The sequence below is a fragment of the Paenibacillus oceani genome, assembly GCF_014705615.1.
GTDB lineage: Bacteria > Bacillota > Bacilli > Paenibacillales > NBRC-103111 > Paenibacillus_AB > Paenibacillus_AB oceani.
This window is the reverse complement of record NZ_JACXJA010000010.1, coordinates 127,915-147,094: the sequence shown is the minus strand read 5'-3', so window position 1 is coordinate 147,094 and position 19,180 is coordinate 127,915. Positions and strand designations below refer to the sequence as shown.

The window sequence follows — 19,180 nt, the reverse complement described above, 5'->3', positions numbered from 1 at the left end:
AGGCGTACCGCTTTTTTATCGTATGCCGGCGCTTCCCGGAGTTGCGGAACCGGGCGAAGCGCCGCTTATCCCGAGGTTGTGACCGAGTCGTAGCCGTCGTCCGGATCTTTGCGCTCGATTCGGCGCGGATAAGAAATTTGAATGCCTTTTCCTCTAAGCTCGCGGACGAGCGCTTTGCGGATTTCTTTGCAGGCCGTCCAGTAATGCTCGTCCTTAACCAGGCTCGTAATTGTATATTTGGCCCCGAGGGCGTTGTTTTCTACGTCGGTAATCCCATACAGCTGAGGAGGCTCTACCGGCTCTCCCTTATCGTCCTTGAGAAACAACTGCGGCCACTCCTGGACCATCTGCGAGGAGACGGTTTGCACGGCAAACTCGATTTCCGCAGGATCGCGTTCGTAAGGAACGGTGATATTCACGATCGCTCGCATACGTTCCCGGTTGAAGTTTTGACTGATGCGGATTTCCGAATTTTGGATGACAACGACATGCTGAGCCCATGTGCGGATTTTCGTCGCGCGAAGCCCGACGCTGACTACAGTGCCGTTAATTTGCCCGTTGTTGATCGAGACATAGTCGCCGACCGAAAACTGATCTTCGAAAATGATAAAAAATCCGGTAATCAAATCTTTGACGAGCGTCTGGGCGCCAAAACCGACGGCAAGTCCGATTACCCCGGCTCCCGCTATGATCGGCCCGACCTCAAGTCCTAAATTGCTCAAACACATCATAAAGGCCAAAATAAACAGCACATACCGGGTAAACGACATCAGCAGCGATTCCAGCGTATTGCGCTGCTTTTCTTCCAGCCGAGCGATACGGAAAACCCGGTTGATTAGCAACTGCCGCACTTTCAGTGCCAGCCAGGTCAGTCCGATAATAAACACAATCATAAATGACTTGTTAAGGAGCAGCCCCGTCAATGACGACCAAAACTCCCAGGTCAACAGCTTGGCCAGCTGTTCCGGCTGCTCGGTTAACCAACTCATGCCTCCACCCCCCATATAATTGTACGTTCCATTGTACGGGAAATGCGCCTGCTTGTGAAGGAATAATCCCAAATTTGGACATTCCGGGCGCCTAATCGGATTTAGGGAGAGGAGGGGCCGGGGAATTCAAATTGTTGATCCTCACATACTCTCTCGGAAAAAAAGGCAAGTGGCGATTTGGCGTTTGCGGTGCTTCCGTCGTCGAGAGATTCGTATACGGTACCGTTGAAGAGCCGCCGCTGTGGTGGCTATGGCTGCGCAGACTGGCCAGATTGGCGTTCCCCAGCCATCCCGCAGCTAGAAGCAGCACGAACAGAAGCAACGAGATCGTAATTTTCCGCTTTAACAAGGGGAGCCGTCTCCTTTCTTTTTTAAAAGTTATCCCCACAGTCCGGGCAGCTTATTCTTGTTTTGACAACCGTGTCCCGGCAAGCTATACTGTAAAGCGGTGCAAGTTGTAATTGAATATGAGGATTCAACCGGAGGAGCCTGTCAACGCAGGCTCCTCTTTGCTTTTTTTCCGGTTGCAGGTCTATTGGTGACGGATAGTTGGAGATGCTGGATGGGGTAGACAATTCAACAAAGAGGAGGATGGAAGTTGTCTGTTTTGCACGTGGTTGTACTTATTCCATTTTTGTGGGCGGCCGCCGTTCCGCTTATGCGTAAATGGACAAGGCGGTTGCATGTTGGCTGGTTGATTATTCCGTTGCCGGCTGTGCTCTTCGCCTATTTTATCGGACAAATAAGCGAAATCGGGAACCAATCCTACACGCTCGCCGCACTGCCATGGATTACTTCCTTACACATTTATTTTACCGTTTATTTGGACGGACTCAGCTTATTGTTCGCTCTGCTCATATCCGGAATAGGCTCCCTGGTCGTGCTATATTCGATCTTTTATATGGATAAGCAAAAGGAAGCGCTCGGGCCGTTTTACATCTACTTGCTGCTGTTTATGGGAGCGATGCTCGGCGTTGTGCTGTCCGATAATTTAATAGCGCTGTACGGTTTCTGGGAGTTGACCAGCATATCTTCGTTTCTGCTGATTGCCTTTTGGCATCGCAGAGAAAGATCGCTTTACGGCGCATTGAAGTCCATGCTCATTACGGTGTTCGGCGGCTTGGCGATGCTGGCCGGATTTGTGCTGCTCTATATGATGACGGGTACGTTCAGTATCCGTGAACTCGTGGCGAACGTGGACGTAATAAGCGGGCAGGAGTTGTTCATCCCTGCCATGCTTCTCGTGCTGCTGGGCGCTTTTACGAAATCGGCCCAGTTTCCGTTCCATATTTGGCTGCCGGATGCGATGGAGGCACCTACTCCTGTTAGCGCCTACCTCCATTCGGCGACGATGGTCAAAGCCGGCATCTACTTGGCGGCACGTCTCAGCCCGGTTTTTGCCGGGGAGCCCGTCTGGTTTTGGCTTGTGTCGGGGACTGGTATCGCGACGCTGATCTACGGGGCGTACCGGGCGCTGAAGCAAACGGATCTGAAGGCGATGCTCGCATTCTCCACGATCAGCCAGCTGGGACTAATCATGAGTCTGCTTGGCCTTGGCTCGGCCGCGGCCTTTTACTCGTTAACCGGCGAATCGCTGCTGTATGTCAAGGCGACGACGGCCGCCGTCTTTCACTTGATCAATCATGCGATATTTAAAGGCGCGCTGTTTATGGTCGTCGGCATCGTCGACCATGAAACCGGCACGAGGGATATCCGCAAGCTCGGCGGGCTCATGTCCGTTATGCCTGTCACCTTTACGATCGCGCTGATCGGAGCTTTCTCGATGGCGGGTCTACCGCCGTTTAACGGTTTCTTGAGCAAGGAAATGTTTTTTACGGCCGTCTTGAGCGTTTTGAAGCTGGACGTGTGGAATATGCAGCAACTGGGGGCGATTTTCCCCGCGATTGCTTGGATCGCCAGCATTTTCACGTTTGTATATAGCATGCTGCTGTTATTCCGGACCTTTGCAGGAAATAAGAAATTCGAAAAGCTCCCGAGGCAGCCGCATGAAGCTCCGCTTGGGATGCTCGTTCCGGCAGTCATACTCGCCTCGCTCGCGGTTGTGTTCGGGCTGTTCCCGAATCTGCTGTCGTATACGCTCATCGCGCCCGCCATGGCGGCCATTCATCCGGCGCTGCTTGCCGAAGGGGGGCAATTCGAAGTTTCGATCCATCTCTGGCACGGATGGACGCCCGAAATTGCGATGACCGTTGGCGTTATTGCAGCGGGCACGCTGCTGTACCGCTTGCATAGCCGTTCGAAAGTGCTGCATCAGCCTTTGTTCGAAAAGATCAGCCTGAACGGGGTGTACGACAGAGGGTTGAGAGGGGCTGTATCCGGTGCGAAGCGGCTGACCGACTGGTATATGACCGGCTCGATTCGTCAATACCTGATTTACATTTTTGTCTTTCTGATCGGTTCACTCGGAATAACGATGGTCCGGTCCACCAATTTGAGATGGGATTTTACCGGCTTCGCCCCGATATCGCTGTATGAGGCGGTCATCATTTTCGCACTCATCGTGGCCGTTATTGCCGTGCCGTTTGCCCGTTCGCGGATGATGGCGATTATTTTGACCGGGACGGTCGGTTATATCGTCACTTTGTTTTTCGTTATTTTCCGCGCCCCTGACTTGGCGCTGACCCAAATGATCGTGGAGACGGTATCCGTAACGCTGTTTTTATTATGTTTTTATCATCTGCCCAAGCTGAAAAAAGAACTGGAGTCATTGCGTTTCCGGCTGCCCAATTTCCTGATCGCTCTGGGCGTAGGAGTCACGATGACGCTCATCGCTCTGTTTGCTGCGGGCGGCCGTTCGTTCGAGTCAATCTCCGACTTTTTCCTTAAAGAAAGCTACAATCTGGGTGGCGGGAAAAATGTCGTAAACGTCATCCTGGTCGATTTCCGCGGCTTCGACACACTGCTGGAAATCACTGTACTGGGCATCGCTTCGTACGGGATCTATGCCCTGATCCGGATGAAACGTGACGATGAAGCTATCTCGGCTTCCGCCGGACAGCGGGAAGAGCGCAGTCCGATCAAGCTGATCCGCAGCAACGACGTGATCTTCAACACGATCGCCAAGCTGGTTATTTTCATCATTCTGACTTTCTCGTTATTTTTGTTCTTCTCGGGTCACAACGAGCCGGGCGGCGGGTTTATCGGCGGCCTGATGACGGCGGGGGCGCTGGTGCTATTTACGATGGCGTTTGGCATGAGCACCATCAAGGAAGTGATTCCGATCGATTTCCGTCTTGTCAGCGCCATCGGGATTTTGGTCGCCCTGCTCACAGGAATCGGCTCCTTCCTGTTCGGCGCGCCGTTTCTCAGCCATACGTTCGGTTACTTCGATCTGCCGCTGCTCGGGCATACTGAGCTGGCAACGGCGATGCTGTTCGATCTCGGAGTGTATTTAACCGTGGTAGGGATTACGATGACGATTATTTTGGCTATAGGGAGGGACAGGTAAACTATGGAACTTTATATGGCTATAGCGATCGGCGTGTTGTTTACCGTAGGCGTCTATATGATCCTGACCCGAAGCCTGCTGCGGATCATTCTTGGAACGGCTTTGCTGACGCACGGCGTTCACTTGCTGCTGCTCACCATGTCCCGGTTAAAAACGGGAGCGGCCCCGCTGCTCGGCCAGAAGGCCGAAGCTTACGTCGATCCGCTGCCGCAGGCGCTGATCTTGACTTCGATCGTCATCAGCTTCGGCGTGACCTCCTTTTTCTTCGTACTGGCGTACAAAGCTTATCAAAGGCTGGGAACGGATGATATGGAACAGTTGAAGGGGGACGAGCATGAATAACTTGCTGATCTGGCCTTTACTGATCCCTTTATGCACGGCGGCTGCGCTCATCTTTTTCAAAAACAACATTTTCGTCCAACGATGGCTGAGCGCGGTCAGTTTATCGGCCACCATCGGTTCCGCGTTGATCTTGCTCCTGCAGGTGAGGAAGGAAGGTATCCAGACCCTGTATATGGGCGGCTGGAGCCCGCCTTACGGGATCGTATTCGTCGCCGATATGACCGCGGCCTTGCTCGTACTCGCCGCAACGATCGCCTCCGCCTTTTGTTTGCTGTATTCCTTCGGTACGGTCGGGGAGCAGCGCGAGCGTTATTATTATTATCCACTATTTCAGTTTCTGCTCGTTGGGGTGAATGGATCGTTTCTGACCGGCGATATATTCAACCTGTTTGTCTGCTTCGAGGTCATGCTGATCGCCTCATACGCGCTGATCGTGCTTGGGGGAACGAAACGGCAGTTGCGGGAAACGTTGAAGTACATGATGATCAACATCCTGTCCTCTACCTTGTTCGTCGCGGCGGTAGCCTATCTGTACGGAACAGTGGGCACGTTAAATATGGCGGATCTGTCGCTTCGTGTGGCGGAAATCGGACAATCAGGAATTATAAATGTCATCGCCATTTTGTTTTTGATCGTATTCTCGCTGAAGGCCGGCTTGTTTTTGTTTTTTTGGCTGCCGGGTTCCTATAGCGTTCCGCCGGCTGCCGTATCCGCCTTGTTCGGCGCATTGCTGACGAAAGTGGGTCTTTACGCGCTGCTGCGGATGTTCACGCTTATTTTTCATCACGATCCGGGCATCACGCATCAGTGGCTGGGGTGGATGTCCGCCGCTACGATGCTGCTTGGCGCCATAGGGGCGATCGCTTATACCGACGTTTACCGGATTTTGAATTACAACGTCATTTTGTCGGTCGGATTTATCGGATTCGGCATGTCCGTTTCGAACGGGGAAGCCTTGAACGGAGTTGTTATTTATTTGCTTCACGATATGATAGCGAAAGCGCTGCTGTTTATGCTAGGGGGGCTGCTGATCACCGCGGCAGGCACGAGCCGGCTGGACGAGATGGGAGGGCTGATCAGGCGCCGTCCCGCGATCGGCTGGATGTTTTTCATTACGGCTTTGTCCGTCGCGGGTATCCCTCCACTAAGCGGATTTACAGGGAAGTTACTGATCGTCCAGGGCGGACTGAAAGATCACGCGTTCTGGTTAACCGGGATTTCCCTGCTAACTAGCCTTGTCGTGCTGTATTCGCTGGTGCGTATGTTCATGGCGGCTTTTTGGGGGGAGGAGAAGCGGCCCGCTGAGGCTCCCGCTGCGGGTTCACCCCGAACGGCTTACGTCTCGACGGCACTCCTGCTCATCGTCATGATCGCGATGGGGCTCGGATCGGAATGGGTGTACCGGTTCGCGACGGACGCCTCGGACACGCTGCTGCATCCAAATACGTATATTCATTCGGTCTTGAAGGAGTAGATGAGATGGCCCTACAGCTTTTATTAAACCTGATCATTGCCTTCGTCTGGATGTTCCTGTTTAACGACTGGTCGTTCCAGCGGCTCCTTGTCGGGTATCTGCTCGGTGTGCTGCTGATCGGTCTGCTCCACCGGTTTTGGCCGCACGAGTTTTATATGAAACGTCTGTGGGCGATCGTGAAGCTGCTGCTCTTATTTGTTAAAGAACTGCTGATATCCAGCTTTGCCGTTATGGTACAAATCGTCAAGCCCCGCCTTTCGATTCGTCCGGGCATCTTCGCCTTAAAGACGGAGCTGAAGTCGGATTGGGAGATTACGATTTTGTCCTGCTTGATTTGCCTGACTCCAGGCACTTTAACGCTCGATGTGTCGAAGGACGGACAAATACTATATATTCACGCGATGGATATCGAGGACGCAGACGAGCTTTCCAAACAAATCAAAGAAACGTTTGAAAAAGCGATTTTGGAGGTGACCCGGCCTTGATGACCAGTCTGCTGCTATTGTCGCTTGCACTGATGGCTCTTGCCGTCATCGGCTGTATTTACCGTCTGTTGAAGGGACCTTCCGTCCCCGACAGGATCGCTTCGCTGGATCTGATCGGCGTCCTGCTGCTGTCGATGATTGCGATCATAAGTGTCCTGCTGAGAACGAGTGTTTATTTCGACATCATATTGGTGATAGGCATTCTTACCTTTATCGGCACCGCGGCCTTTGCCCGCTATATGGAAAGGGGGGCTGTCCTTGAAAGCGGAGACGATGAGTCAGTTCGGTGAAATATTAATCGGCATCCTCATATTGGCCGGCGCTTTGATCAGCGCACTGAGCGCCTTCGGCTTGATCCGGCTTCCGGACGTTTACTTGCGCTCGCATGCGGCTACCAAAAGCGCGACACTTGGAGTCTTGCTTATCCTGCTTGGCGTGTTTCTATACTTTGCCTTTTATTTGGACCATGTAAGCGCCAAGCTGCTGCTGGGCATTTTGTTCGTATTTGTTACCGCCCCTGTAGCGGGTCATCTGAACGGCAGAGCCGCTTACCGGACCGGCGTCCCTTTATGGAAAAAAAGCGTTCAGGATGACTGGGCGCAGCAAAGTCTGGAGCAAGAAAAGGGCGAGTAGCAAAATAACCGGAGGACAATGCAAGTCGGGCTGCATAACGGACAGGCGGCACGCACATAATGAAGACCTGCGGGTATAACTCCCAGAGAATGGAGGGACACGTGTGGTCTTCGTTGCAACAATCATCGTCATCGTATTGTTTGCCGTCTGGGGAACGGCTGCTCCGGAACAGCTGGCGGCATTCGCCAATCAGGCCTATCAGTTTTCGATTCAAAATTTCGGCTGGTTTTACTTGATGGCAACGTTATTTTTTCTTGTGTTTTCGCTTTATTTGGCGTTTAGCAAATTCGGAAACATCCGTCTTGGAGACGATGACGATGAACCGGAATATTCGCTGATCTCTTGGTTCGCGATGCTGTTCAGCGCCGGGATGGGAATCGGACTGATCTTCTGGGGAGTGGCCGAACCGTTGTCCCATTACTTGACTCCGCCCGAAGGGGTCGCAGGCCGTACAACGGAGGCGGCGCGGCTGGCAATGCGATATTCGTTTTTTCACTGGGGACTGCATCCTTGGGCTGTATATACGGTTATCGCTTTGACGCTCGCTTATTTTCAGTTTCGTAAAGGATATAAAGGCCTGATCAGCTCCACGTTTGTTCCTCTGCTTGGAGAGAAAGCCGTCAAGGGAATCGCCGGGCAGGCAATCGATATGCTGGCCGTCATCGCGACCGTTTTCGGTGTTGCGACCTCACTAGGGCTTGGAGCCTTGCAAATCAACGGAGGCTTGAGGTTCCTGTTCGGATTGCCGAATACCGTCACCGTCCAGATTTCAATTATAGCGGTCGTAACGGTTCTGTTCCTGGTATCGGCAACGACCGGCCTGGACCGGGGGATTAAGACGCTCAGCAATTCCAACCTAATCGTTGCGGTTGTCCTGATGCTTTTTGTATGGGTCACCGGTCCTTCCGCGTTTATCTTCGATACGTTAACTACGACGCTGGGCAGCTATTTGCAAAATGTGATCAATATGAGTCTCAGGCTGACACCGTTCTCCAAGGGTACCTGGGTCGGAGAATGGACGCTGTTTTATTGGGCCTGGTGGATTGCCTGGGCTCCTTTCGTAGGCAGTTTTATCGCTCGCGTATCGAAAGGCAGGACGATTAAAGAGTTTATACTCGGTGTGCTGCTGGTACCGAGCGCCTTCGGTTTTATCTGGTTTTCCGTGTTCGGAGGCACGGGCTTGCATCTGGAGTTGTTTGACAGGCTGGAGTTGGCCGATTCCGTCAAGCAGGATATGACGACGGCGCTATTTGTAGCACTGAAGCAGCTGCCGCTCGGTACGGTGATTGTCTCGATTGCGACGCTGCTCATTATTACGTTTTTTATCACTTCCGCCGATTCGGCGACCTTTGTTCTCGGCATGTTTACCTCGAAAGGGAATCTGAACCCGGGAACCGGCATCAAAATCACATGGGGCGTGCTGCAATCGTCCATCGCCGTTGTGTTGCTTCTAAGCGGGGGACTCAGCGGTCTGCAAACGGCTTCGATCGCGGCGGCACTGCCTTTTGCGGCTATTTTGCTCGGCATGTGCGTTTCGCTGCTGAAATCGCTGAGGGAAGAGGATAAAATACGACGGGCTGAGGAAAAACGGCTCAGACGCCGGTTGAAACGGCTTCTGGCGGAGGATGAGCCGGTGCCCGAATAATCCGTTTCATGCGCACGTCAAGCTAGAGCTAGGTGGGAATGATCACAAAACGATAGACGTATTAACGACCGACCACGACCATTTTTTCGGCCTGGGCTGCAGTATAAGGGACTCTTGTGGTACGATTCAAAAGACATTTCTTTGGTGGCTGCCGGATGTTGTAGTAACATCCTTTGTGATAAAAGACTGTCGCAAATGATGCCAGAAAGCAGGTTTATTACGAATGGGAGAGAATGGACAACAAAGATTTCGCTTCAGCGAATCACCCCTCTGGGATTTACAGCGCAATTATTTTGAAGAACAAGGACTAAACGCTTGGAGTAATGACCAGGTTCCGCAATATATAACAAGCAATCCCATGATTGCAACAGCATACGCAGAAATGATATTCGGATTTCTTCAAGACCAGTCTGATAGGGGAGAAAATTCTGATCCCGTTATCATCCTAGAACTGGGTGCGGGAGCTGGCCGTCTTGCATTTCATGTATTACATGAACTGTGTAAACTGAGAGATTACGCGGGTATTGCTCTGCCTCCTTTTCGTTATGTTATGACCGATCTGGTTTTAAAAAATGTTAAGATTTGGGAAAAACACCCTGCAATGCAATCTTTTATTCGAGAGGGACTGCTGGATTTCGCAGTATTTGATGCCGTGCACGACACGGAGTTAAATTTGGTCGTTTCTCAAGCAAGCATCCGGCCGGGTGATCTGAAGCAGCCGCTGCTGATTGTAGCAAATTATTTTTTTGACAGTATTCCGCAAGAGCTAATTCATGTGGATGACGGTAAAATATTTGAATGCGATGTTTTAGTCGAGCTTCCGAACAATTCCAAGCAACTAAAGCTGTCAGAAGTAATGGAAAAAATGACATTGAAATACGAGCGTCGCAGAGCGATTGAATATGAAGAAGAAAATTACCAATATCACAATCTGCTCAAGCTTTATATGCATGAGCTTGAGGATTCGTATATCCTGTTTCCAATGGCAGGATTGACATGCTTGGATCGGCTGAATCAGCTGTCTCAAGCAGGCTTTCTTCTGATCACAGCCGATAAGGGCGATCACCGGCTGGAGAACTGGAAATTTGCGGAGCCACCCCAGTTCATTCATCATGGTAGTTTTTCATTAACGGTAAACTATCATGCGATTCAATATGAGTATGAGCAAAAGGGTGCAAAGTCACTCTTCACCACGCATCATTATAAAAATTTAAATGTCGGATGTATATTCATGATGGAATCGCCAATGTGTTATGCCAACACTAGATTGGCTTACCGGCGATTTATCGAACGTTTTGGGCCGGATGAATTTTTTAGTATGAAGGAATGGGTAGACCGGCGGCTCGACACAATGGGAATACAGCAAATTCTGGCTTTTTGGCGTTTGGGTGGATATGATGCGGAGTTTTTCATCCAGAGCGCAAAACACCTTTCGGACTTGCTACCAGAGATGAATGATGAAGAAAGGCTGGATATCCAGAGAAGCATTCACATTATGTGGGCTTCATACTACGAGTTGAAGCAGCGCTATGATTTAGCTATGGATGCTGGGCTACTTCTGTTCGAGATGGACATGTATGAAGATGCAAAGATGTTCTTGGAAACATCTTTATCTTTACGTAATGATGAAGAAGAGTCGGTCCCGACTGTCTTCTATTGTCTAGCTATATGCAGCTATGAACTTGGTTTGGCTGAAGAGACTACGAAGTTCTTGCGAAAGGCACTGGTACTGGAGCCTGAACATGTTGAGGCTCTTGCTCTGTTGAACGCCTTAAATGAATCTGCTGGATAAAGAGATTTCCATTGAAAAATCGTCTATAATCTCTAGGGATTGTTCGAGCTGCCAGTCGATGATGTACCGGGAATACCAGTCCATGATCGCGTAATTACAGCTGGCTTTGTCGGGTTCAGAAGGCGGAGTATTGAGACGACGTGATTATCCTTAATGCGACTAAAAGTCATTATGGTGCTGTATGTTCCGGATCCTCTAAACAATCATATATATAAGGTGCCCGCATCGAAATGTCCGATGCGGGCTTACTCTTTTTCTTGTGGTCATGAGTTGTCACAAACTGGATCCGGGGCGAGGGGAACGAACTGATCAACTGTCACTTTCGAAGAATGATAGCACAATAGTTCATAGAGCAGGCGAATATGATATGGGCATCGAGTGGCAGCTTGATTACACTGTTTGTTAGGCATCTGCTTAAAACTAACGAGCTGAAGGAGCGATTACGATGACCCCAATTCCGGTCGGTCTGCAATTATTCACCCTACGTAACGAGCTGAAGGACGATTTTGACGGCGTGATTCGGCAAGTTGCGGAGATCGGCTTTAAAACCTTAGAGTTCGCCGGCTACTATGGGAAGGAGGCCGGTTACATCCGTAAACTTCTCGATGACACCGGACTTCGTGCTGTGTCCGCCCATGTGTCGCTGCCGCTTTTGCGAAGCGAGCTATCCCGGCAAATCGAACAATGCCTCGAGATCGGCGCCAGTTATCTCGTTTGTCCTTCGGCAAAAATAGTCAATTTGACGGAGGAGTCGGACTTTCAAGCCATGATAGATGAATTCAGGCTGATCGGTTCGGAATGCGCCCGGCAAGGTCTGACATTCGCTTATCACAATCATGCTTTCGAATTTGAGCAGATACATGGCGAATACATACTGGATCGGATCTATAATCAGGTGGAACCTCATTTGCTTCATGCGGAATTGGATCTGTACTGGATTCGAAAAGCCGGATTGGACCCGCTGCAGTATTTACTAGCTAACAAAGGACGCTGCCCGCTGGTTCATGTTAAGGATATGGCGGATGATGACGAAGGAACGTTTGCGGAGGTTGGCGAGGGCATCATCGACTATCCGGCCATTTTCGCAGCCGCTGCGGAAGCAGGCGTGCAGCACTACATCGTAGAGCAGGACAAGTGCGAGCGGCATTCTCCTCTGCGAAGCATTGAAATAAGTATGAGAAACTTGCAAGCAATGGGAGTCGCATAACGAACAGGGAGGATACCATGAATAAAATCAGAGTCGGCATCATTGGAACAGGCGCAATTTTCAGACTGGGGCATGCTCCCGGGTGGACGTCCCATTCCCACGTCGAGCTTGTTGCGTTTTGCGATCCCAGAGAGGACGAAGCGAAACGGCTGGCTCAACAATACGGGGTGACGAAAGTGTATTCCGATTATCGGGTTATGCTTGAGCAAGAGAAGCTGGATGCCGTCGGAGTCGCCACGCCGAATAAATATCATGCTGAGATTTCCATATACGCATTGAACAAAGGGCTGCATGTATTTTGCGAGAAGCCCGACGCGATGACTCCTGAAGAAGCGCAGCAAATGGCGGACGCCGCGGCATTATCCGGCAACCTATTGATGATCATGCGTAATAACCGTTTCATGCCCACATCCCGATTTTTAAAACGATACATCGAAACCGGGCATATGGGAGACATCTACACCGGGCGCGTCGGATGGATCCGAAGAAGAGGCATTCCGGGGAGGGGAGGCTGGTTTACGACCAAATCGTTATCCGGCGGAGGACCGCTGATCGATCTTGGTGTCCATATGATTGATCTTGCCGTATGGCTGATGGGCAATCCATCGCCGGTAGCGGTTAGCGGAGCAACGTATACGAAATTTGCGGACAATAAGGTTGCTGCGTCAAAGGACAGCAGCTTCGGAGTAGCATGCGAAAATGGAATATTTGATGTTGAGGATTTGGCCACCGGATTTATCCGCTTCGACAATGGGGCGACACTGCAGATCGAGTTCAGCTGGGCTTCGAACATCGAGGACGATCTGAAGTTTCTGGAGCTTCGCGGCACGAAGTCGGGTTGCCGTCTGGAGGGAAGGGACCTGAAACTGATGACGGAAATCGAAGAGGTGTTGTGCGACATCACTCCCCGTCTCGAAAATGGCGGAAAGGAACATACGAAGAACATTCATCATTTCGTAGAGTGTCTGCTCGGCAATGCTTCACCGATCATGGTACCGGGGGATGGCGTGGACATCATCAAAATATTGAATGCGATTTATTTGTCCGCTGAAACGGGCGAGGAAGTTAAGCTTCAACAATAACTGGCATAACCAAAGCGACTCGAACGGCTTTCGTTCAAGTCGCTTTTTTGCAACCTGTCTTCGGGGGCATCGGCTATTTTTGATAAATACCGGCTCTGTCCCACTCCTGCTTCCGGTATTCGAGCGGAGAGAGGCCGTATTTTTGCCGAAACGCCCGGTAAAAGAAGCTGTAGCTGGCAAAGCCCGACGCTTCGGCGATTTGTTCCAGCGGCAGCGTACTGTACTTGATCCGTTCGATCGCAGCAGCAAGTCTGACCTCTTTGGCGTATTCCATAATCGAAAGACCGAAGCATTCTTTGAACAAGTGAATGGAACGGGACACGCTTAAGCTGACATGACGTGCGACGTGCTCGACCTTGAAAGCGAATAACGCGTTTTCTTCGATAAAAGTTTTCATCCTTACGGCAGCGAACGATCGTCCGTGAGGGGCAGTGGTTTCCAACAAGGCTTGATCGATGCACAAGCAAAGCGCGCGCAGCAAATATCCGAGAAGCTCCAGATTGTCGGCGCCCATCCGAAATCTCCGCTTTTCGAGCACCAGATGGCGCCATAAAGAGACCAATTTGTCACTGGAGTGAATTTTCGTCTTTTGGCTTTTGGCAGTTCGTCTCCACCATTCGTCAACCCAATCTCCCGTGCACGAAAGAAAATAGTCCGCATTAAGCAAAGCGGTCTCGCCCAGCTCGCTCTTCTGAGCGCCGATGACGAGCTCGTACCGGTCACCTGGCATATAAAGCAGTAAATCACCCGGCCGGATTGTAGTTAAAGCGCCGTCGACCATAGCCTGACAGTACCCTTCCATTTGAAGCCGGAACAAATAGTGCGGCAGACCGTCCTGATGGTCCAAATATTTGGCCGGCTGGGTGTGATACGAATAGCCGCATAGTTGGAGTTTCAACTCGTTCATCTGTAAACCTCCACATTCGATAGCCGTATAGGAAAGGTGAATGAGGATCATACAGGCATTATACGCGATGCGAATGGATATGAAAAGCTGCATGCAGCGCCGAGTATGCCCGCGGAACTGACAGCGCATACCGAAATGGCTGTTCCAACATAAATTGTAGCCGAATCGGTAATGTACAAATCAGATGTGTATAGGTGCTGCAACAATATATTTCTTATAATTACAACATGAAGGGATAGGCGACTTCTACGACAAGGAGGGAAGACTTGAGCAGGAGTGCTTTCCAATATCGCGGATGGTTAAGCGGTTTCCGCAAAGAGGAGATCCCGTCCGTCAGGCGCTACCGGAGATGATGAGGAGTATTGATCAACGATCAGATTAGGGGAGGACATTCAGAATGATGACCAAATGGAAGATGATGATGTTGGGATTGCTGCCGGTTGCGCTTGTCGGTTGTTCCGCTTCGAAAGCTCCCGACGTACCGGCAACGCCGGAGAAAAAAGAGCCGGTTGAAATCTCGGTCGCTGTCCCGGGGGACAATTATTTGACGGCCGAGGAGTTTGCCCGCTACATTCAGGAGCCCATCAAAAACAAGTATCCGTACATTACGGTGAAAATGATTAAGCAAGGCCAGGGAAATCAGCTTGAAAACTGGGCGGCCAGCAAAACCATTCCCGATATTTTGCTGGTGCCGACCTTTGATATGAACAAGCTGTACCAGTACGGCATTTCCTACGACATGGAAGCGATGGCCAAGCAGTATAATATTGACCTGAACCGTTTCGAGAACGATGCGCTGCAATATATTCGAGCGAACAGTCCGAAAAACGAGCTGAACGCGATACCGTATTCGATGAATACGGCGGCGCTTTATTACAACAAAGATTTGTTTGACCGCTACGCCGTTTCTTATCCGACCGACGGCATGACCTGGGATCAAGTCTATGAGGTAGCCAAAAGGTTCAATAGAACGGATGATGGGGTATTCATCTCCGGCCTGAAGCCGCATCTGTTTACGATGTCCGCTTCTCAATTATCGCTTGATTTCGTCGACCGAGCCACGGGCAAGGCGAAAATCGTCACTGATCCATGGAAAAACTTCTTCGATCAGATTAACCGGTTTTACTTGCTGCCGGGCAATGAAGCAATCGTTGCCAATGCAGGAGCTACCAACATGTTTATGAAGGATCGGAGCTTGGCGATGCTGACATTTACGAATTTCATTTCTCAGCTAGGAGAAGTGAAAGATCTCAACTGGGACATGGTCACCTTGCCTACATGGTCGCAGGCGCCGGGAATGGGACTTCAGTACGAAGCGCAGGCGATGGCGATTACTTCGACAAGTAAGTATAAGGAAGAAGCGTTCCGCGTTATTGAGGTGATGACGTCGGACGAGGTGCAGATGGCGATTTCGAAGCTAGGCAGAGCGCCGGGAGTCAAGGGGCAGACGTTTATCGACGCGTTCGGAAGCAATCTGAAATTCAACAATCCGGTAAACTTGAAAGCGTTTTTTGGCACCAAGCCGGCAAAGCCGGGTTATACCGGAGAAAATCTCGGGGTAGTACGCGACGCAATGGTGGCCGCTCAAAAAGAGATGATCAACGGAAAAGACATTTATACGGCATTGCGCGAGGCGGAAGAAAAGGCGAATCAACAGCTTGACAAGGCCCCGTCCAAATAATCGGCATCTGAGATGCATCGCCTTTATAATAAAGCGTTTCATTTGAAGTGATGGAGGAACAGCCATGCAATGGAAAAGCGAAATTAAGTTTATGGACCAACTTATAGGCGAATATCTTGGCAGCCCAAGTATTGTCCGGCTGCCTGACGGAGCGCTACTTGTTTCGCATGATTATTTCGGGGATTTCAGTGGCGAATGTCGGATATCCAGCGTCTACCGTTCGGAGGACAATGGGACGAGCTGGCAGGAAACGCGGAGGATCGAGGGTATGTACTGGGCCACTCTGTTTGTCCACCGGGGCGACGTCTACTTGCTCGGAACCTCGCAAAAATTTTCCCATATCGTTATCATGCGCAGCAGCGACGGCGGACGCTCCTGGACGCAGCCGACCGACGGGGATAACGGTCTGCTGTTTGTCGCCGGCGAGAGGTTATATGCACCCAACTATCACGGTGCTCCTACGCCGGTTGTCGAGCATGAAGGCCGATTGTACCGAGCTTTTGAAGACTTTGATCCGCCTGTGCGGCCCGGAGGGTTTAAAGCATTCGTCATTTCCTGTGACGCAGATGCGGATTTGTTGAAATCGGGCAATTGGCGGATGAGCAACAAGCTTGCCTACGATCAGGCTTGCGATCCGGACGACTGGGGCGGGGATAGCGGCGCCGGCTGGCTTGAAGGTAATATTGTTCCCTCTCCGGAGGGCCTCGTCAACGTACTCCGGCTGACCACATCGCCGGTATGGGATAAGGCGGCGATCGTCCGGATTCATGACGAAGGCAGCCGTGTTACCTTTGAATCCGCCGATTTCATCGAATTTCCCGGTGGTTCCCACAAGTTTACGATTCGCCGTGATCCGCTCACCGGTCTTTATTTCACATTGTCCAATAAGGATAAGGACCCGGACAAGCCGGTGCTTCGAGAGGTGCTGTCGTTGTTCGTTTCGTCCGATCTGCGAACCTGGACCCATCTGAAGACACTGCTGGTCGACGATCTGCTAGAAGGCAAAAAGTCGCGCCTCAAAACCGGCTTTCAATACGTAGACTGGCAGTTTGACGGTGCTGACATCCTGTATGTGGTGCGGGCATCGTATGCCGGTGCCCATACGTTCCACGACTCGAACCGGATCGTGTACGGAGAGGTAGGAAGCTTCCGGGAGTTGCTGACGGATCATTCGGATTTGCAGGGCTAGTGGATTTTACTCTGAAGCAAGTAAGGCGAGGGGGCTAGCAAATGAATCAGTCGGACGGAGAAGCCAATCCATCGATCAGCCGCCGCAAACTGGTGGCAACGCTCGGGGCGACGGGAGCCGCTCTGGCGGCAGGAGGAATCTGGCAAGCATTTAACGGCAACGCTTCAGTCGTCGAATCGGTCTACGGGACATCCGCAACTGTCGATGCGCAGGAAGTCTCGTTCCGGTATGCGGAAGGGTTGCCGGAGCGCACTGTGGCGCAAAAGCTGCGGGAGCGGGTATCCGTGCTCGATTTTGGAGCGGAGGGAAATGGCACGAGCAGTGACAGTGCGGCTATTCAAGCAGCTATCGATTTTTTGGCCGGTTTGGGAGGAGGGGGTGTCTATTTCCCGAAAGGGGAGTACCGGCTGACCGCAGCCCTGCAGCTTCCTTCCCGCATCACGCTGTACGCCGAGCCCGGTACGGCCCGTATGATCGTTAGCGGCACGGGATTGAAAGTGCCGCTGCTGACGACGGCGCATTGCGAGACGGACTTTACCGTATTTGCTACCGATATTCACCTGTACGGGCTTGACTTTGTCAACGATCTGACGCTTTCACCCGGCTCCTATTTCGACACATACTGTGCGTGGCACTGTGCGAACGTCAAGCATGTTTCGATGCAAAGATGCACCTCGCACAATATGGGTCTTCAGTACATGACGCATGCCGTCCGATATTGGGGCAACTATTGGCAACTGCTCCTGAACAATACGAACCCTGATATCGATCCCGCCGTAACTGCCGGACTGTCGCCGATTGGCGGCGATCTCAACGCTTCGTTTTTGTTCGCCGAAAACGAAACCGTTGTCCAGGAGCAGGCTCTTCTGCAAATGTTCCGTTACGAGTTTTGCGAATACGGTCTTATTCGCGACAATACTTCGGTCCGGGGAGCGATCAGCGGCTGGGGCGGCTCAGCGGTAATCGACGAAGGCGGCAATTTGCAGCATTACCGCCGCTGCCGCCATGTGAATCGTGTGAACAACCGCTTGTACGAGCCCAATGCGCTGTATATAATAAATGGCTACATGTGCAACGATATTGGGAATTACGTGGAGCGCGGGATCGATCTCGGGATTGATTTCGAAGGCTGCTTTTATTGCACGGCGGCGAACAACACGGTCAAAAATACCGGGAACGGATCGCTCGCCACCTTTTATGCATCGATCGGCAACAAATTTATCGGCAATACGTGTATGGAGGACGGTTCGGCCAAAAACATCAACGATGTGTTTCATTTGGGCTCGAAATGGGACCCGAGCAGCGGTAACACCCTCATTGTCAACAAGGGAACCGGATTTACCAATCGCCCGGGCTCGGATGAATGCGTATTTGCGGGCAATGAGCTGACGTGGCTCGGTCAGGAAGGCGCCGGCATCATCAACGTAGGAGATTTCTCGCATTATACGTTTCGGGGCAATAAGCTGATGAATGTCGTCTTCGATATGAACTTCAACAATTCGGGGAACAGCTTGATATCGCATAACGAATTTCACATCACGCAGGATGTGAAGCTGGACATAATCGATATTGGCGATTTGTCAGGGACCGCCGCTGAATGGACGACGATCGAATACAACACGTTTTATGTGAAAGCGAAGCAGTCCGCAGGTACGAGTGTCATCAATCTGTTCAACAATGCGGGTCAGCCGGTCAAAACGGTAATAGCCGGTAACCGAATCTATGACAAGAACAACAACATCGATAACGATATTGCTTATGAAGGAGCGTCAACCGGAGCGTCAACCATCCATGTTCTCATTATGAAACAGAATCTGATGAAAAAGCTTCATCATAAAAGCGCCAAGCGGGCACGGATACTGCTCCAGCTGGAAGGGAATTTCGGATTAAACGGCAAGTCTTTTCCGAGCGGAGACGGACCGCCGATCATTGACCAGCTCGGGGATGGCGTGCAGCTTGCGTCCGGGACCAAGTTTCCGTATGGCAACTTGGAGGGAAAAACCTCGGAGGGACTCATCGCTATTCATGACGGCTTTTTGCTGGCAGACGCGCAACAGCGTCAAGCTTCAACGGCTTACGCGCAAGGCGATGTTGTGTGGGCGACGGTCATATCGGTCGATAAGGCGTATTTCTGCGTAACCGCTGGAACGACCGGGCCGGGCGGTTTTCCCGGGGATGAAGAGACGTCCATTACCGACGGCACCGCCGTCTGGAGGTATATCGGACGAAGGCAGGTAATGGCCGAATACGGAGCGTTAAGCTTCTGAGCGGGAGAACCGTTTTGA

At 51.3% G+C, this 19,180-nt stretch carries 16 protein-coding genes; 13 read left to right on the top strand and 3 right to left on the bottom strand.

The window, feature by feature from the left end:
* Positions 1-65: 65 nt before the first annotated feature.
* Both IDH45_RS10085 and IDH45_RS10080 read right to left on the bottom strand, forming a co-directional pair.
* Entirely contained in the window at positions 66-989 is a 924-nt protein-coding gene (locus IDH45_RS10085) for a mechanosensitive ion channel family protein (protein ID WP_190927106.1), read from the bottom strand.
* 91 nt (positions 990-1,080) lie between these two features.
* On the bottom strand, positions 1,081-1,338 hold the full coding sequence (locus IDH45_RS10080) for a hypothetical protein (RefSeq protein WP_190927104.1): 258 nt from the start codon (positions 1,336-1,338) through the stop codon (positions 1,081-1,083).
* A gap of 249 nt (positions 1,339-1,587) precedes the next feature.
* On the opposite strand from IDH45_RS10080, the gene IDH45_RS10075 reads away from it, so the two are divergent.
* The 10 genes from IDH45_RS10075 (at position 1,588) to IDH45_RS10030 (ending at position 13,118) form a co-directional block, all read left to right on the top strand.
* Positions 1,588-4,458, top strand: a complete 2,871-nt coding sequence (locus IDH45_RS10075) for a Na+/H+ antiporter subunit A (RefSeq protein ID WP_190927102.1) — start codon at positions 1,588-1,590, stop codon at positions 4,456-4,458.
* Between the two features lie 3 nt (positions 4,459-4,461).
* Complete coding sequence (locus IDH45_RS10070; protein ID WP_190927100.1) at positions 4,462-4,800, top strand: Na(+)/H(+) antiporter subunit C; 339 nt, start codon at positions 4,462-4,464, stop codon at positions 4,798-4,800.
* On the top strand, positions 4,793-6,274 hold the full coding sequence (locus IDH45_RS10065; protein WP_190927098.1) for a Na+/H+ antiporter subunit D: 1,482 nt from the start codon (positions 4,793-4,795) through the stop codon (positions 6,272-6,274). The genes IDH45_RS10070 and IDH45_RS10065 overlap by 8 nt, the downstream gene beginning before the upstream one ends.
* A gap of 5 nt (positions 6,275-6,279) precedes the next feature.
* Positions 6,280-6,759 carry a Na+/H+ antiporter subunit E gene (locus IDH45_RS10060; protein ID WP_190927096.1) on the top strand — a complete coding sequence of 160 codons (480 nt, stop codon included), beginning with the start codon at positions 6,280-6,282 and terminating at the stop codon, positions 6,757-6,759.
* A complete protein-coding gene (locus tag IDH45_RS10055) occupies positions 6,756-7,049 on the top strand; it encodes a Na(+)/H(+) antiporter subunit F1 (protein ID WP_190927095.1) in 294 nt (97 codons plus the stop codon). Before IDH45_RS10060 ends, IDH45_RS10055 begins: the two co-directional genes overlap by 4 nt.
* Positions 7,033-7,392, top strand: coding sequence for a monovalent cation/H(+) antiporter subunit G (gene mnhG / locus IDH45_RS10050; protein ID WP_190927271.1), 360 nt, complete (start codon positions 7,033-7,035; stop codon positions 7,390-7,392). Before IDH45_RS10055 ends, mnhG begins: the two co-directional genes overlap by 17 nt.
* Positions 7,393-7,495: 103 nt before the next feature.
* Positions 7,496-9,037, top strand: a complete 1,542-nt coding sequence (locus IDH45_RS10045) for a glycine betaine uptake BCCT transporter (protein WP_190927092.1) — start codon at positions 7,496-7,498, stop codon at positions 9,035-9,037.
* A 223-nt stretch (positions 9,038-9,260) separates the two neighbouring features.
* Positions 9,261-10,829 carry an SAM-dependent methyltransferase gene (locus IDH45_RS10040; protein WP_190927090.1) on the top strand — a complete coding sequence of 523 codons (1,569 nt, stop codon included), beginning with the start codon at positions 9,261-9,263 and terminating at the stop codon, positions 10,827-10,829.
* Between the two features lie 445 nt (positions 10,830-11,274).
* On the top strand, positions 11,275-12,036 hold the full coding sequence (locus IDH45_RS10035; protein ID WP_190927088.1) for a sugar phosphate isomerase/epimerase family protein: 762 nt from the start codon (positions 11,275-11,277) through the stop codon (positions 12,034-12,036).
* A 17-nt stretch (positions 12,037-12,053) separates the two neighbouring features.
* Positions 12,054-13,118: a Gfo/Idh/MocA family protein gene (locus tag IDH45_RS10030; RefSeq protein WP_190927087.1), complete on the top strand. Its 1,065-nt coding sequence runs from the start codon at positions 12,054-12,056 to the stop codon at positions 13,116-13,118.
* Between the two features lie 73 nt (positions 13,119-13,191).
* On the opposite strand, the gene IDH45_RS10025 is transcribed toward IDH45_RS10030, so the two are convergent.
* A complete protein-coding gene (locus tag IDH45_RS10025; RefSeq protein ID WP_190927085.1) occupies positions 13,192-14,025 on the bottom strand; it encodes a helix-turn-helix domain-containing protein in 834 nt (277 codons plus the stop codon).
* A gap of 397 nt (positions 14,026-14,422) precedes the next feature.
* Here IDH45_RS10025 and IDH45_RS10020 point away from each other — a divergent pair, with 397 nt between their 5' ends.
* From IDH45_RS10020 to IDH45_RS34620, 3 genes are all read left to right on the top strand, one after another.
* Positions 14,423-15,706, top strand: a complete 1,284-nt coding sequence (locus tag IDH45_RS10020; RefSeq protein ID WP_190927083.1) for an ABC transporter substrate-binding protein — start codon at positions 14,423-14,425, stop codon at positions 15,704-15,706.
* Positions 15,707-15,974: 268 nt separating this feature from the next.
* A complete protein-coding gene (locus IDH45_RS10015) occupies positions 15,975-16,895 on the top strand; it encodes a hypothetical protein (protein WP_223836518.1) in 921 nt (306 codons plus the stop codon).
* Between the two features lie 41 nt (positions 16,896-16,936).
* Positions 16,937-19,162, top strand: a complete 2,226-nt coding sequence (locus tag IDH45_RS34620; protein WP_190927080.1) for a glycosyl hydrolase family 28-related protein — start codon at positions 16,937-16,939, stop codon at positions 19,160-19,162.
* Positions 19,163-19,180 lie beyond the last annotated feature (18 nt).

Excerpts from the sequence above, each read along its gene's own strand:
- IDH45_RS10070 (WP_190927100.1), top strand. The coding sequence starts at position 4,462 with ATGGAACTTTATATGGCTATAGCGATCGGCGTGTTGTTTACCGTAGGC.
- IDH45_RS10025 (WP_190927085.1), bottom strand. The coding sequence starts at position 14,025 with ATGAACGAGTTGAAACTCCAACTATGCGGCTATTCGTATCACACCCAG.
- IDH45_RS10015 (WP_223836518.1), top strand. The coding sequence starts at position 15,975 with ATGTACTGGGCCACTCTGTTTGTCCACCGGGGCGACGTCTACTTGCTC.
- IDH45_RS10060 (WP_190927096.1), top strand. The coding sequence starts at position 6,280 with ATGGCCCTACAGCTTTTATTAAACCTGATCATTGCCTTCGTCTGGATG.
- IDH45_RS10020 (WP_190927083.1), top strand. The coding sequence starts at position 14,423 with ATGATGACCAAATGGAAGATGATGATGTTGGGATTGCTGCCGGTTGCG.
- IDH45_RS10065 (WP_190927098.1), top strand. The coding sequence starts at position 4,793 with ATGAATAACTTGCTGATCTGGCCTTTACTGATCCCTTTATGCACGGCG.
- IDH45_RS34620 (WP_190927080.1), top strand. The coding sequence starts at position 16,937 with ATGAATCAGTCGGACGGAGAAGCCAATCCATCGATCAGCCGCCGCAAA.
- IDH45_RS10035 (WP_190927088.1), top strand. The coding sequence starts at position 11,275 with ATGACCCCAATTCCGGTCGGTCTGCAATTATTCACCCTACGTAACGAG.
- IDH45_RS10030 (WP_190927087.1), top strand. The coding sequence starts at position 12,054 with ATGAATAAAATCAGAGTCGGCATCATTGGAACAGGCGCAATTTTCAGA.
- IDH45_RS10040 (WP_190927090.1), top strand. The coding sequence starts at position 9,261 with ATGGGAGAGAATGGACAACAAAGATTTCGCTTCAGCGAATCACCCCTC.
- IDH45_RS10085 (WP_190927106.1), bottom strand. The coding sequence starts at position 989 with ATGAGTTGGTTAACCGAGCAGCCGGAACAGCTGGCCAAGCTGTTGACC.
- mnhG (WP_190927271.1), top strand. The coding sequence starts at position 7,033 with ATGAGTCAGTTCGGTGAAATATTAATCGGCATCCTCATATTGGCCGGC.